This window comes from Curtobacterium sp. MCBD17_030 (assembly GCF_003224255.1).
Lineage (GTDB): Bacteria > Actinomycetota > Actinomycetes > Actinomycetales > Microbacteriaceae > Curtobacterium.
On the sequence record NZ_QKLI01000002.1, the window covers coordinates 196,871 to 210,454 of the forward strand.

At 71.8% G+C, this 13,584-nt stretch carries 10 protein-coding genes, 1 tRNA gene and 1 pseudogene; 6 read left to right on the top strand and 6 right to left on the bottom strand.

The window, feature by feature from the left end:
• Window positions 1-82 precede the first annotated feature (82 nt).
• Together DEI89_RS03695 and DEI89_RS03700 are read left to right on the top strand one after the other, a co-directional pair.
• Window positions 83-757 (top strand): TetR/AcrR family transcriptional regulator, encoded by a 675-nt coding sequence (locus DEI89_RS03695; protein ID WP_110902683.1) that lies wholly within the window; start codon window positions 83-85, stop codon window positions 755-757.
• A gap of 46 nt (window positions 758-803) precedes the next feature.
• Window positions 804-876 (top strand) — tRNA-Thr (locus DEI89_RS03700).
• A gap of 141 nt (window positions 877-1,017) precedes the next feature.
• On the opposite strand, the gene DEI89_RS03705 is transcribed toward DEI89_RS03700, so the two are convergent.
• The gene (locus tag DEI89_RS03705) at window positions 1,018-2,691 is read right to left on the bottom strand and encodes an alpha-glucosidase (protein WP_110902684.1); all 1,674 of its coding nucleotides are present in this window, start codon (window positions 2,689-2,691) and stop codon (window positions 1,018-1,020) included.
• 226 nt (window positions 2,692-2,917) lie between these two features.
• Here DEI89_RS03705 and DEI89_RS03710 point away from each other — a divergent pair, with 226 nt between their 5' ends.
• The 4 genes from DEI89_RS03710 to DEI89_RS03725 all read left to right on the top strand — a co-directional run bounded on the left by DEI89_RS03710 (window position 2,918) and on the right by DEI89_RS03725 (window position 7,642).
• Window positions 2,918-3,904: a Gfo/Idh/MocA family protein gene (locus DEI89_RS03710; protein WP_110902685.1), complete on the top strand. Its 987-nt coding sequence runs from the start codon at window positions 2,918-2,920 to the stop codon at window positions 3,902-3,904.
• Window positions 3,905-3,975: 71 nt separating this feature from the next.
• Window positions 3,976-5,484, top strand: a complete 1,509-nt coding sequence (dacB, locus tag DEI89_RS03715; protein WP_110902686.1) for a D-alanyl-D-alanine carboxypeptidase/D-alanyl-D-alanine-endopeptidase — start codon at window positions 3,976-3,978, stop codon at window positions 5,482-5,484.
• A 23-nt stretch (window positions 5,485-5,507) separates the two neighbouring features.
• Window positions 5,508-6,128 carry an isochorismatase family protein gene (locus DEI89_RS03720; RefSeq protein WP_110902687.1) on the top strand — a complete coding sequence of 207 codons (621 nt, stop codon included), beginning with the start codon at window positions 5,508-5,510 and terminating at the stop codon, window positions 6,126-6,128.
• Window positions 6,129-6,202: 74 nt separating this feature from the next.
• Window positions 6,203-7,642, top strand: a complete 1,440-nt coding sequence (locus DEI89_RS03725; protein WP_110902767.1) for an NAD-dependent succinate-semialdehyde dehydrogenase — start codon at window positions 6,203-6,205, stop codon at window positions 7,640-7,642.
• A 19-nt stretch (window positions 7,643-7,661) separates the two neighbouring features.
• Here the strand turns inward: DEI89_RS03725 and DEI89_RS03730 are convergent, their stop codons facing one another.
• The 5 genes and pseudogenes from DEI89_RS03730 to DEI89_RS03750 form a co-directional block, all read right to left on the bottom strand.
• Window positions 7,662-9,497: an ABC transporter ATP-binding protein gene (locus DEI89_RS03730; protein WP_110902688.1), complete on the bottom strand. Its 1,836-nt coding sequence runs from the start codon at window positions 9,495-9,497 to the stop codon at window positions 7,662-7,664.
• A 106-nt stretch (window positions 9,498-9,603) separates the two neighbouring features.
• The gene (locus tag DEI89_RS03735) at window positions 9,604-11,007 is read right to left on the bottom strand and encodes an MFS transporter (protein WP_110902689.1); all 1,404 of its coding nucleotides are present in this window, start codon (window positions 11,005-11,007) and stop codon (window positions 9,604-9,606) included.
• Window positions 11,008-11,231: 224 nt separating this feature from the next.
• A pseudogene (gene ribA, locus DEI89_RS03740) lies at window positions 11,232-11,897 on the bottom strand (GTP cyclohydrolase II); the annotation flags it as partial.
• Window positions 11,885-12,925, bottom strand: a complete 1,041-nt coding sequence (gene ribD, locus DEI89_RS03745; RefSeq protein ID WP_110902768.1) for a bifunctional diaminohydroxyphosphoribosylaminopyrimidine deaminase/5-amino-6-(5-phosphoribosylamino)uracil reductase RibD — start codon at window positions 12,923-12,925, stop codon at window positions 11,885-11,887. The pseudogene ribA and the gene ribD, both read right to left, overlap by 13 nt.
• A 68-nt stretch (window positions 12,926-12,993) precedes the next feature.
• Window positions 12,994-13,581 (bottom strand): GNAT family N-acetyltransferase, encoded by a 588-nt coding sequence (locus DEI89_RS03750; protein ID WP_110902691.1) that lies wholly within the window; start codon window positions 13,579-13,581, stop codon window positions 12,994-12,996.
• Window positions 13,582-13,584: the final 3 nt, after the last annotated feature.

Genomic DNA, 13,584 nt, shown 5'->3' on the forward strand with positions numbered 1-13,584 from the left:
CGGCTGGCGCCGGCGGCACGGCCTGGCGATCCCGACAGGGTTCTCAGGCCGTCCGCGATGCTCGGCGTGGGAGGATCGGCGCATGACCGACGCTGCACCGGGCCTCCGCGAACGGAAGCGGCGCGCCACCCGCCTGGCGATCCAGCAGGCCGCGCTGCGCATCGCGATCGAGCACGGTCTGTCCGCGGTCACCGTCGACGAGGTCTCCCGCCGGGCGGACGTCTCGCCGCGGACGTTCTTCAACTACTTCCCGAGCAAGGAGCAGGCGATCCTCGGCGACGACCCGACCCTGCCGCAGGGCGAGGACGTCGAGACCTTCGTCGCCGGCGGCCCGACGGGTGAACTGCTCGCGGACCTCGGCACGCTGCTGGTGCACTCGGCGCACGAACTCGTCGACGAACGCGGGTTGATCGGGGAGCGACAGCAGGTCCTCCGCGCGAACCCCGAGCTCTTCAGCCAACGGATGGCGTCGATGAAGGAGTTCCAGGCGGGCATCCAGACGGTCGTCGAGCAGCGGTTGCGGCTCGAGGACGGTCTGCCCGAGACCCGTGACCCGACGGGGGACGGCAGTCCGCCTCGGTCGGACGAGGACGACGCGGTGCGCCGCCGCGCCCGCCTGGCGTCGCTCGTCGGCATGGCAGCGCTCCGTCACGCCTGGTGGGAGTGGTCCGAGTCGGACGCGGACGCACACCTCGTCGACGAACTCGAGCGGTCCTTCGCCGACCTCGGCGCGCTCGTTTCGCGCTCGCTCGTCTGATCCTGTACAGTGATTTCTCGTGCCGCTCCGGATTCCCGGGGCGTCCGCCGCCTTAGCTCAGTCGGTAGAGCGATTCACTCGTAATGAATAGGTCGTCGGTTCGATTCCGACAGGCGGCTCCGAAACCCCCTCGTTCCTCCCGGAGCGAGGGGGTTCTGCGTTGCCCGAGCGGCCAGGCAGGCGAGCGGCCGGGCAGGTGCATGGGCGCGCAGGCAATCGAACGAGGCCAGGCAACCCACCAGCCCCGTCCGGGAGGCCCGTCACCGGCACCCGTGCACGCGCGCCTCCCACGGACGCAGCGTCCCGGCGATCGGCGGCTCCCCGAGGTTCCCCAGGACGAACGCCCCCACGAGCCTCCCGACCGACTCCGGTAGCTCCAGGTCCACCTCGGACAGGTTCGCGACGACGACGAGCGGCGGCTCGTCCGTGTCCGCCGAGGCCCGCGTGAACGCCCACAGTGTCGGGTGTTCCGCCTCGAGCAGTGTGAACGCCCCCAGCCGCACGGTGCGGGAGCGGTGTCGGAGATCGATGAGTCGACGGTGGTGCTCGTACACCGAGCGCTGCCCGGCTGCCCGGTCGCCCGCGACGGTGACGCGCGGCCATCCCTGCCCCATACCGATCCACGGTTCGGTGGTGGAGAACCCGCCGGCGGGTGCGCTGTCGTCCCACGGGATCGGCGTGCGCGCGTTGTCGCGGCTGCGGAAGGCGAGGGCCTCGAGCGCCTCGGACTCCGGCATGCCGCGGCCGACGGCGCCGCGGAACCAGTTGTGTGACTCGATGTCCCGGTACTGGTCGATGGTGGTGAAGGCGGCGTTCACCATGCCGATCTCGTCGCCCTGGTACACGTACGGGGTGCCGCGGTGCAGGTGCAGCACGGTGGCGAGCAGCGTGGCCGACTCGTACCGGAACGCGAAGGGGTCGCCGCCGGAGGCCGCCGCGCCGAACCGCGACACCGGCCGCGGCTGGTCGTGGTTCGACAGGTACAGCGAGTTCCACCCGCGGTCCTCGAGCCCGGTCTGCCACCGGGCCAGTGAGCGCTTCAACTCCGGCAGGTCGGTCTCGTTCCGGGTGAACTTCGACGACGGGGCGTGGTCGAGGCCGACGTGTTCGAACTGGAACACCATGTCGAGCTCGTGGCGTTCCGGGTCGGTGAAGAGCGCCGCGTCCTCCACGGTGACACCGGGCATCTCGCCGACGGTGAGCAGGGCCTCCCGACCGGCGAAGACGCGCTCGTGCATCTCCTGCAGGTGCTCGTGGATGCGCGGCTGCATGACGTACGCGTCGCTGTCACCGGAGAGGGCGTCGTCGTCCTTGGCGATGTGGTTGATGACGTCCATCCGGAAGCCGTCGACCCCGCGGTCCAGCCAGCGGTTCATCATGTCGTAGACCGCGGCGCGGAGGTCGGGGTTCTCCCAGTTCAGGTCCGGCTGCTGCGGCGTGAACATGTGCAGGTAGTACTGACCGGTACCGGGGTCCCACGACCAGGCTGGTCCGCCGAAGGCGGCACGCCACCCGTTCGGCTCGTGGCCGTCGACGGGGTCGCGCCAGATGTACCAGTCGTGCTTCGGGCAGGTGCGGGACTGCAGGGCGGCGCGGAACCAGGGGTGTTGGTCGCTGGAGTGGTTGACGACGAGGTCCATGACGAGCTTCATGCCGCGCCGGTGCACCTCGACCAGCAACGCGTCGAACTCGTCGATGGTGCCGAACAGCGGGTCGATGTCCTCGTAGTCGGCGATGTCGTACCCGTTGTCGGCCTGGGGCGATCGGTAGACCGGCGACAGCCAGACGACGTCCACGCCGAGGTCGGCGATGTGGTCCAGGTGCTGCCGCAGCCCGGCGAGGTCGCCGACGCCGTCGCCGTTGCCGTCCGCGAAGCTCCGCGGGTACACCTGGTAGACGACGGCTCCCGTCCACCATGGTTCCGGTCCGGTCACGGCGCCTCCTCGCGTCGGTGCGCGCCCCTACGCGCATGCCCACCAGTGCGTCGGACCGGAGGCCCGTCCTGCGTTCCGGTGTCGGGCCTCCAGTCGATCGGCTGGTCACCCGCACGGTACTCCGGCGGTCCTGACACCGCTGCACGAGCCCCTGTGGACAGCTGGCCTGTCCGCAGCGGGGCGATCGCGCGACGACCTGCGCGGGAGCGGCTGGTAGACACGACCCATGGCCATCCGATGGGGAGTACTCGGGACCGGCGGCATCGCCCGGTCCTTCGTCCGCGACTGCAGTGCCGCGGGGGTGGTGTTCACCGCGGTCGGCTCACGGACCGACGAGTCCGCGCGGGCCTTCGCGGACGAACACGACATCCCGCACGCGCACGGTGACTACGCCGCACTGGTGGCGGACGACCAGGTCGACGCGGTCTACGTGGCGACGCCGCACTCCCGCCACGCCGAGGACGCCCTGCTCGCGATCGCCGCAGGGAAGCACGTCCTGGTCGAGAAGGCCTTCACGATCACCGCGGAGGAGGCCCGACGGGTCCGCGACGCGGCGCACGACCGCGGTGTGCTCGTGATGGAGGCGATGTGGACCCGCTTCCTGCCGCAGACCGCGATGATGCGGCGGGTCCTCGCCGAGGGCCGCATCGGCACCCCCCGACTGGTGCAGGCGACGCACCACCAGGCGCTGCCGACCGATCCGCGCCACCGGCTCAACGACCCCGCTCTCGGCGGTGGCGCGCTGCTCGACCTCGGCGTCTACCCCGTGTCGTTCGCGGTCGACGTGCTCGGCGTCCCGACCGCGGTCACAGCGTCCGGCACCCTCAGCGACCAGGGCGTCGACACGCAGATGGGCATCGTGATGACCCATCCGGGTGGGGCGCAGTCGACGGTGCACTTCGCCTTGGACCTGCGCAGCCCGAACAGTGCGTCGATCATCGGCACCGAGGGGCGTATCGACCTCGACCCGACGTGGTGCACGCCGACCACCTGGCGCATCCGGGACGCCGACGGTGCGGTCGTGGAGGAGTTCGACGGGCGCGAGGAGCTCGCCGGCTACAACCACGAGGCCCGTGGCTTCGAGGCCGCGATCACGGCCGGGGTGCCGGCCGACAGCACCACGCACATCGACCACACGGTCGCGATCATGGCCGTGATGGACGAGGCCCGCCGGCAGGTCGGCGTCCGGTACCTGGCCGATCCCGGGCACTGAACACCTCGCAGCCCGACGGCTGACGACGGTGGGCCTGGAGGCACGGACCCGCGTCTCGTAGGATCGCCTGGATGTCCGAGCAGTCACCCCAGCCGCCCACCGGCGGCCCCGTCCACCGTTCCGTCGCAGCCCTGCGCGCCTCCGTCCGCCGGAAGCCGGTGCCGTGGGGAGTCGGTGGGCTCGTCGTCGTCCTCGCGGTCGCCTCCGGCGGTGTGGTCGCGGTGAACGCGGCGACCGCGGACCAGCCCAGCGCGATCGGGTCGGCCAGCGCCTCCCGGACGCCGCTCGGCACCCGGACACCGGCGTCGTCCCCGACCCCGTCGGCAGCCCGGACGGCCACGCCGACCGCGAGACCGACTGCGACCCCGACACCGACCCCGTCGGCGAAGGCTGCCGCCCGCACCTGCTCGGTCGCTGGCGCAGCCTCCGCGAGTGGGCTCGGCCGCTTCGAGGGCTACGTCATGAACGCGGCCACCGGGGAAGAGCTGTTCTCGCGCGACGGTGGGACGCCGGCGCAGACCGGCAGCGTGATGAAGACCCTGACGAGCGCGACCGCGCTGGCGGTCCTCGGTGCCGGGCACACCATCCCGACGACCGTCACCGACGAGGGTGGTGGGACGATCGCCCTCGTCGGACACGGTGACGCGACCCTGACGGCCGGCAACGGCACGGTCTACCCGGGGGCGCCGAGCCTCGCGCAACTCGCCCAGCAGGTGAAGGGGCGGCTCGGCGGCACGCCGGTGACGAAGATCGTCGCCGACGGCACCTGGTGGAGTGCATCCGACGCCTGGGACCCGACCTGGCCCGTCAGCGAGCGGACCATCGGGTACCAGCCGAACGTCACCGCGCTGATGGTCGACGGCGACCGCGCGAACCCGGCGGCCGCGACCTCGCCGCGCTCCGAGGACCCGATCGGCCGGGCCGGTGTGGCCTTCCGGACGGCCCTCGCGAACGCCGGAGTCGTCGGAGCGTCGACCGCGCAGGTGACGCAGCGGGCGACGACCTCACAGAACACGATCGCGCAGGTGCAGTCCCAGCCGGTGTCGACGCTGATCGGGCAGATGATCCCGAACTCGGACAACACCCTCGCCGAGATGCTCGCGCGCGTGTCGTCGAAGCAGGCCGGCGCCGGTGGCACCGCAGCGTCACTGACCGGTGTCTACAGCAGTGCCCTCCGCGGGTACGGCGTGGACCCGTCCGGCATCCGCATCGTCGACGGCTCCGGCGAGAGCGCGTCGAACGCCGTCTCGCCCTCGTTCGTCGCACACCTCATGGTCCCGGTGACCCGGGGTGACAAGGGGCTCGGGACACTCGCGCAGGTCCTGCCGGTGGCCGGCGTGTCCGGCACGCTCTCGAGTCGGTTCACCGGCGCGAACGCCGTGGCGCGCGGCAAGGTGCACGCGAAGACCGGGTGGATCGACAGCGCCAACACCCTCGGCGGGTACATCGACGCTGCCGACGGCACGAAGCTGACGTTCGCGTTCTACGCCATCGGGTCGCCTCGGGCCGCCGCGCTCCCGGCACTCGACGCGGTCACGGCCGCGGTCTACCGGTGCGGAGGTTCGCTCACCGGGTCCTGACCCGACGGGTGTTGGATGGGGGCATGGCAAGGGCACTGCTCATCACCGACGTCCAGAACGACTTCACCGAAGGCGGTGCGCTCGCGGTCGACGGGGGAGCGGCACTCGCCGAGCGGATCACCGCGTTCCTCCGTCGGCATGCGGACGAGTACGACCTCGTCGTGGCCTCCCGGGACTGGCACGACGCCACCGGGGACAACGGCGGACACTTCGCGGGTCCGGAGGGTCCGGACTTCCGGACGACCTGGCCGCCGCACTGCGTCGCCGGCACGCCGGGCGCCGAGTACCACCCGGCGCTCGACCTGTCCTTCGTCGACGTCCACGTCCGCAAGGGGCAGGGTGAGCCGGCGTACTCGGCGTTCGAGGGCACGACCGAAGCCGGGGCCGACCTCGTCGACGTCTTCTTCGACCGCGAGGTCCACGCCGTCGACATCGTCGGCATCGCGACCGACCACTGCGTCCGGGCGTCCGCGCTCGACGGGGTGCACGCGGGCCTCGACGTCTTCGTCTACGAGGACCTCGTCGTGGGCATCGTCCCGGCCAGCAGCGACGCCGCGCTCGAAGAGGTCCGAGACGAGGGCGGGCACACCGGGCGCAGCGACATGGACGAGGGGCGTCAGCGTCCGGGAGGAGCGGTCCTGTGACCGACGAGCAGCCGACCAGTACCACGGCCGCCACCAGCACCACGGTCGGTGACGAGCACGTCAGCGTCGCCGACGTGCCCACCGGTCTCTTCATCGGCGGCTCCTGGCGTCCCGCGAGCGGCGGCGCGACCTTCGACGTCCGCGACCCCTCCACCGGCGCGGTCCTCGCGAGCGTCGCGGACGCCACTGCGGAGGACGGCATCGCGGCACTCGATTCCGCCGTCGCCGCACAGGCCGAGTGGGCGGCGACCGCACCCCGGCGCCGCTCCGACCTGCTCCGGCGCGCGTTCGACCTCGTGCACGAGCACGCCGACGACCTCGCCGCGGTCATGACGCTCGAGATGGGCAAGCCGCTCGCAGAGTCCCGCGGCGAGGTCGTCTACGGTGCCGAGTTCCTCCGCTGGTTCTCGGAGGAAGCCGTGCGCATCGGCGGCGACTACCGCACGAACCCGGAGGGCACCGGTCGCGGCATCGTCCTCAAGCGTCCGGTCGGCCCCGTGTACGCGATCACGCCGTGGAACTTCCCACTGGCGATGGCCACCCGGAAGATCGCGCCGGCGCTGGCCGCCGGGTGCACGGTCGTGCTGAAGCCCGCCGACCTCACCCCGCTGACCACGCTGTACCTGGTCGAGCTGTTCCGTCGCGCCGGGCTGCCGGACGGTGTCCTCAACGTGGTGCCGGCCTCGGACGCGAAGGCCCTGTCCGCGCCGGTCATCGCCGACCGCCGGCTGCGGAAGCTCACCTTCACCGGCTCGACCCCGGTCGGTTCGGCGCTGCTCAAGCAGGCGGCCGACAACGTCCTGAAGACGAGCATGGAGCTCGGGGGCAACGCCCCGCTCCTGGTGTTCGACGACGCCGACCTCGACCGCGCGGTGGACGCGGCGATGCAGGCGAAGTTCCGCAACGTCGGCGAGGCCTGCACCGCGGCGAACCGCTTCTTCGTGCAGGAGGGCATCGCCGACGCGTTCACCGCGGCACTCACCGAGCGGATCGACGCGCTGCGCATCGGTCGGGGCACCGAGGACGGTACGGACATCGGCCCGCTCATCGATTCTCGCGCGGTCGACAAGGCCGCGGGGCTCGTGGACGACGCCGTCGAGCGCGGAGCACGACTCGTCACCGGTGGGGCGAGGCTCGAGCGCGAGGGCACCTTCTACGCACCGACGCTCCTGGACGACGTCCAGCCCGGCTCGGACATCCTGACCACCGAGATCTTCGGACCGGTCGTGTCGATCACGCGCTTCGCGACGGAGGAGGAGGGCATCCGCCTCGCCAACGACACGGAGTACGGCCTCGTCGCATACGCGTTCACTGAGGACATGCGCCGTGGGCAGCGGCTGGCCGAACGGCTCGAGACGGGGATGCTCGGATGGAACACGGGGGTCGTGTCCAACGCGGCGTTCCCGTTCGGCGGCGTGAAGGCCTCCGGTCTCGGCCGCGAGGGCTCGCACGAGGGCCTCGAGGAGTACCTGGAGACGGTCTACGTCCTGACGCCGGACCCCTTCGCCGCCTGAGCCCCTCGCAGAGGTGGCCTCAGACGAGGAGCTGGTGCTTCGCCAGGTCGCGGTAGAGCGGGGTGCTCTGCACGAGTTCGGAGTGGGTGCCGACACCGACGACGCGGCCGTGCTCGAGCACGACGATGACGTCGGAGTCCACCACGGTGGACAGTCGGTGGGCGATGACGAGCAGGGTGCGGTCCTCGGCGACGGCGTCGATCGCCAGGCGCATCTTCTGCTCGTTCACACCGTCGAGCGAGGACGTCGACTCGTCGAGCAGGAGGATCGGGGGAGCGGCGAGCAGGGCCCGCGCGATGGCGAGGCGCTGCCGTTCCCCGCCGGAGAGCATCACGCCGTCCTCACCGACCTGCGCGTCGAGGCCGCGGGGGTCGCGGTGCAGCACGTCGCCGAGGTTCACGGCCTCGAGCACCCGGACGCACTCGGACTCGGACGCGTCCGGCGACCCGAGCAGCAGGTTCGCTCGGATCGTGCCGGCCAGCACGGGGGCATCCTGTTCGACGTACCCGATCTGCGCTCGGAGTTCGGCGCGGTCGAGGCCGCGGACGTCCAGACCACCGAGTCGGATGACGCCGTCGGTCGGGTCGTAGAAGCGCTCGATGAGCGCGAGCGTCGTCGACTTGCCCGCACCGGACGGACCGACCAGCGCGACACGGGAGCCGCGCGGGACGCTGAACGACACGTCGCGCAGCACGACCTGGTCGTCCTCGGCGCTCGGTGCCACCGCACTGACGTCGCCCGCCCCTTCGGCCCCGTCCGTGCCGACCGCGTCCGGGGACACCGCGTACCGGAAGGTGACGTGTTCGAACGTGATCGCGTCGTCCGTGGCGATCGCGGCGGCCGGCCGGACCGCGGCGTCGTCCTGGTCCTCGGTCGGCAGGTGCAGGACCTCCTCGATGCGGCCGAGGGCACCGAGGGCCTGCGCCACGGCGACGACCGCGCCGAGGGCCTGACCGAGCGGCATGATCATCATGAAGAGCAGCAGGATGAACGTGATGAGGGTCGCGATCGTGATCGTCCCCGCCGCGACCTGCGCGCCGCCGATGCCGAGCACGGCGATGAACGCGACCTGCATGACGATGCTCGCGACCGGCACCACGAACGCTGACATCCGGGCGATGACGAGCCCGCGCTGGTAGGCCTCCGTCGCGTGCTGGTCGACCTCACTGACCTCGCGCGCCGTGGCACCCGCGGCACGGATGGTGCGGACGGCGCCGATGCCGCGCTCGACCGCGGCGGTGAGGTCGCCGACCTTCTCCTGCGCGGCCCTCGAGGCGACCCGGATGCGCCGGCTGAGGCCGCCGACGACGACCACCGCGACGATGACGATGACGATCACCACGACGAGGAGCAGCGGGTCGATGATCGCCATCGCGATGACCGCGCCGGCGAAGGTGAGCGCGCCGCCGATGGACTCGATCAGCCCCTGCGTCAGGACGGCCCGGAGGAGCGTGGTGTCGCTGCCGACGCGGGACACCAGGTCACCGGTGCGTCGGACGTCGAACTCCGAGATCGGCAGGTTGAGGATCCGTGCGATGAGCTTGCGCCGGGTGGAGAGCACGACGCCTTCGCCGGCACGCTGCAGCAGGAAGTGCTGGACACCGTTCAGGACGCCGGCGACGAGCACCAGGACGACGAGCGCCCACACCAGCGCCGACATGCCGGTGCCCTGTTGGACGGCGGTCACGACCTGGTTCACGAGCAGCGGCTGCGCCAGGGACGCTCCTGCCCCGAGGATGCTCAGCACGATGATGACGACCATCGCCGGCTTGTTCTCGAACAGGTAGGACAGCAGGCGGCCGAAGGTGGCGCGGGGCCCGTCGGTCTTCTTCGGGCGTGCGAACGGGTTGCTCATCGTGGGTCGATTCTCTCACCGCGGGACCGACAGACGGACGGGAGGCTCCCCACCGGTGTGGTGGGGAGCCTCCCGTCCGTCAGGTGCTCGCGGAGGAGCGCTCGCGCTACGGGGCGACGCGCTCCACGGCCGGCTGGTCGTCGACCGTGTCCGCGAGGTCGCTCCCGCGGGTCTCGCGGACGAGGAACAGCGCGACCAGCGTCACGACCGCCGCGATGGTCAGGTAGAGGCCGACGAGGAAGATGTTCCCGTCCGGCTGCCACAGCTTGAGGGCGATGGTCGGCGCGAGCGAGGCACCGAGGATCGACGCGACGTTGTACGCCAGTGCGGAGCCGGTGTACCGGACGTTGGTCGGGAACAGCTCCGGCAGCAGCGCGCCCATCGGACCGAATGTGAGCCCCATCAGTGACAGTCCGACGATCAGGAACGTGACCACGGTGATCGGTCCGTGAGCCGCCGCGAACCAGAACTGGAACGTCAGGCCGAAGAGCGCGATGCCGATGGTGGTCGGGATGAGCGTGCGGCGGCGTCCGAACCGGTCGGCGAGCAGGCCGGCGATCGGCGTGCAGATGCCGAAGAAGACGACACCGATCATGAGCAGTGACAGGAACTCGCCGCGCGAGTACCCGAGCCCGATCTTCGGGACGAGCTTCGACGCGGTGTCGCCCGCGGTGCCGTAGTTCAGCGTGAAGGTCGTCATGAAGTAGAAGAGCACGTAGGTCGCGACCATGCCGAAGGTGCCGACGACGACCGCGCGCCAGGAGGTGCGGAACACCCGGCCGAGCGGGACCTTCGCGACCGAGCCGGACTCCTGGACGCCACGGAACACGGTGGACTCGACCAGACGGAAGCGCACGTAGAGCCCGATGAGGACGAGCACGGAGGACACCAGGAACGGGATGCGCCATCCCCAGGCCTGGAAGTCGGCGTTCGGGGTGCCGTCGGCGCCGGCGGGCAGCGCCGCGTTGATGATGATGAACAGGCCGTTGGCGAGCAGGAAGCCGATCGGGGCGCCGAGCTGCGGCATCGAACCGAACACGCCGCGCTTGCCCTCGGGGGCGTTCTCGGTCGCGAGCAGTGCCGCGCCGGACCACTCGCCGCCGAGTCCGACGCCCTGGGCGAAGCGGAGGACGGCGAGGAGCACGGGCGCCAGGACCCCGACCGAGTCGAAGGTCGGCAGGCAGCCGATGAGGAACGTCGCGGTGCCCATCACGAGCAGGGAGGCGACGAGGGTGGTCTTCCGTCCGACGCGGTCACCGAAGTGACCGAACAGGATCGATCCGACCGGACGGGCGAAGAACGCCAGCGCGAACGTCACGAACGAGGACAGCTGCGACGCCGTCGGGTCCTCGTTCGGGAAGAACAGGGTGGGGAAGACGAGGACGGCGGCGGTCGCGTAGACGTAGAAGTCGTAGAACTCGATGGAGGTGCCGACGAGGCTCGCGATGACGACGCGCGAGCGCGGGTTCGTCTTCGTGGCGGACGTCGGGGTGGCCGGGGCGGCGGACATGCGTGTGAGGACCTTCGAGGTGCGCGCGTTCGAGGAGCGCTGCGGTGACCGGACGGCGGACTGGCGACACGGTTCGCGCGGGGTGGCGCGGACACCGGGTCGGGTGCGTTCGGAGGTGGTGGTCCCGCTCGTGACGGGGTCCTCAGTGTACGACGGATGTCGGGCAGCTGCGAATCGACCCTGAGCTGGCCGTCAGTTCGCCCGGTCGGACGGTTGCCGGTCCGTCAGTTGCTCGCGCCGGTGCCGAGGTGCGACGGCAGCGTGTGGCCCATGCGGTCGCGCTTGGTGTCCAGGTACCCGGCGTTCTGCGCGGAGATCCCGACGACCAGCGGCACGAGGGAGTCCACCGTGATGCCGTGCTCCACCAACTGTCGGCGCTTCTCGGGGTTGTTCGAGAGCAGCCGCACACGGGTGATGCCGAGGTCGGCGAGGATCCCGGCGGCGCCGCCGTACTCGCGGGAGTCGGCCGGGAGGCCGAGCGCGAGGTTCGCGTCGAGCGTGTCGAGCCCGTCCTCCTGCAGGCGGTAGGCCTTGAGCTTGTTGATGAGGCCGATGCCGCGACCCTCGTGGCCCCGCAGGTAGACGACGACCCCGCCCTCGGCGGCGATGGTGTCGAGGGCGGCGTCGAGCTGCGGGCCGCACTCGCACTTCAGCGACCCGAAGGCCTCACCGGTCAGGCACTCGGAGTGCACCCGCACGAGTGCGCCGTCCGAGGGTGCCTGGCCGTCGGGGGTCTTCGCGATCACGGCGACGTGTTCCGCGCTCGTCACGAGGTCGCGGTAGGCGCGCATCTCGAAGAGGCCGTGGGTGGTGGGGACGTTCGTGGACACCTCGAACGACACCGGGCTCCCGGGGGTGGCGGAGGTCAGTGCGTCGGTCATGTGGTGCTCCGGTCGGTGGGGGCCCCGTCGACCGCGCCGTCAGGCCGCTGCGGGACCGTGCGGGCGCGGACCAGCAGATCGGGGCCGAGGCTGGACGTCGACAGTACACGCAACGTCCGCGCCTCTTGGATACTTCCCACCCCGATGTCGCCGAGTGCGACGCGGGGTCCGCCGAGCAGTACCGGGGCCAGGTAGACGAGCAGTTCGTCGGCCAGTCCGGCGGCGATGAACGCCGAGGCGACGGTCGGGCCGCCCTCGACGAGGACGCTGTGCACCCCGCGTGCTCGGAGCGAGCGGAGCGCGGCGTCGAGGTCGTGTCCGGAGATCGTGACGACCCCGCGGGGATGCCGGTGCAGGGCGGCGTCCGCCGGCAGGGCTCGGTCGCCGAGGACGACGGGCAACGGCTGGTCGGCGAGGAACTCCCCGGCGTCGCCGCGTGCGGTCAGGCTGGGGTCGTCGGCCAGGGCGGTACCGGTACCGACCAGGACGGCGTCGTGCGCGGCTCGTTGTTCGTGCACGTGCTGGCGGGCGGCGGCGCCGGTGATCCACTGACTCGACCCGTCGGCCGCGGCGGCACGACCGTCCAGGCTGGCGGCCCACTTCACGGTCACCCAGGGTCGCCCGAGACGGACGGAGAGCAGCCAGCGCTCGAGGAACGCCTCGGCCTGGTCGGCGAGGACGTCCGGCACCACGTCGACGCCGGCGGCTCGCAGTCGGTCCGCGCCACCGTGGGCGGCGGGACCGGGGTCGTCGACGGCGTACACGACCCGCGCGACGCCGGCCTCGATGAGGGCGACGGAGCACGGCCCGGTCCGGCCGACGTGGTCGCACGGTTCGAGGGTCACCACCGCGGTCGCGCCACGGAGCCGCGCCGGGTCGACCTTCCGCATCGCGTCGACCTCGGCGTGCGGGGTGCCCGCACCGCGGTGCCAACCCTCGCCGAGGACGTCGCCGTCGGGGGAGAGCACGACGGCGCCGACCCGGGCGTGGTCGCCGACGGCCGGGCCCCGGGCCGCGAGCTCGAGTGCGCGGCGCATCGCGCGGACCTCGGCGTCGCTGGCGGGCAGGCCGTGCGGCTCCGGGGCCGTGTCGGGTGCGGTGTGGCTCACGGAGCGAGACTACCGGCGGTCTGCGACGTCGATCCGGGAGGCCAGGGCAGGTCGGACGCGGGCGTCCCGTCCGCGCGGCGCAGGCCCTTCCACGCCGGGGCCGGCGAGCCGTCACGGTTCGGCACGAGGGCGTCACCGCTTCCGGTGTACGCGAAGCCGGCACGACGGGCGACCGCGGCCGACGCGGTGTTGCCGACGTAGCACTCCCAGTACACGTCCGGGGCGCCCTGCGCGAACGCCCACGCCACGACGAGTTCGACGGCGTCGTGCACGAGTCCGGTACCGCGGGCCGCGGGCGCCAGCCAGAACCCGAGGTCCCGGCGGGCCGTCCGGTAGCTGATGACACCGTCGAGCCAGGTCGACCCCTGCCGTCGGATCGCCCAGGTGTACTCGCGGTCCGACGCCCATCCGGGTCCGACGAGCGCGTCGACGAAGGACTGCGCGTCCTGCGCCCGGTACGGCTGCGGGATCGTCGTCCAGCGGACGATCTCCGGGTCCTGACAGGCCTCGGTGATGGCGGCCGTGTCGGCACGGGTCGGCATGTCGAGCCGGACCCGTGCCGACTCGAGGGTGACGGGGAGCACGGC

Bases quoted from the DNA above. Each gene is read 5' to 3' on its own strand.
- DEI89_RS03710 (WP_110902685.1), top strand. From the start codon at position 2,918: ATGGCCATCCGATGGGGAGTACTCGGGACCGGCGGCATCGCCCGGTCC.
- dacB (WP_110902686.1), top strand. From the start codon at position 3,976: ATGTCCGAGCAGTCACCCCAGCCGCCCACCGGCGGCCCCGTCCACCGT.
- DEI89_RS03730 (WP_110902688.1), bottom strand. From the start codon at position 9,497: ATGAGCAACCCGTTCGCACGCCCGAAGAAGACCGACGGGCCCCGCGCC.
- DEI89_RS03735 (WP_110902689.1), bottom strand. From the start codon at position 11,007: ATGTCCGCCGCCCCGGCCACCCCGACGTCCGCCACGAAGACGAACCCG.
- DEI89_RS03720 (WP_110902687.1), top strand. From the start codon at position 5,508: ATGGCAAGGGCACTGCTCATCACCGACGTCCAGAACGACTTCACCGAA.
- DEI89_RS03695 (WP_110902683.1), top strand. From the start codon at position 83: ATGACCGACGCTGCACCGGGCCTCCGCGAACGGAAGCGGCGCGCCACC.
- ribD (WP_110902768.1), bottom strand. From the start codon at position 12,925: ATGCGCCGCGCACTCGAGCTCGCGGCCCGGGGCCCGGCCGTCGGCGAC.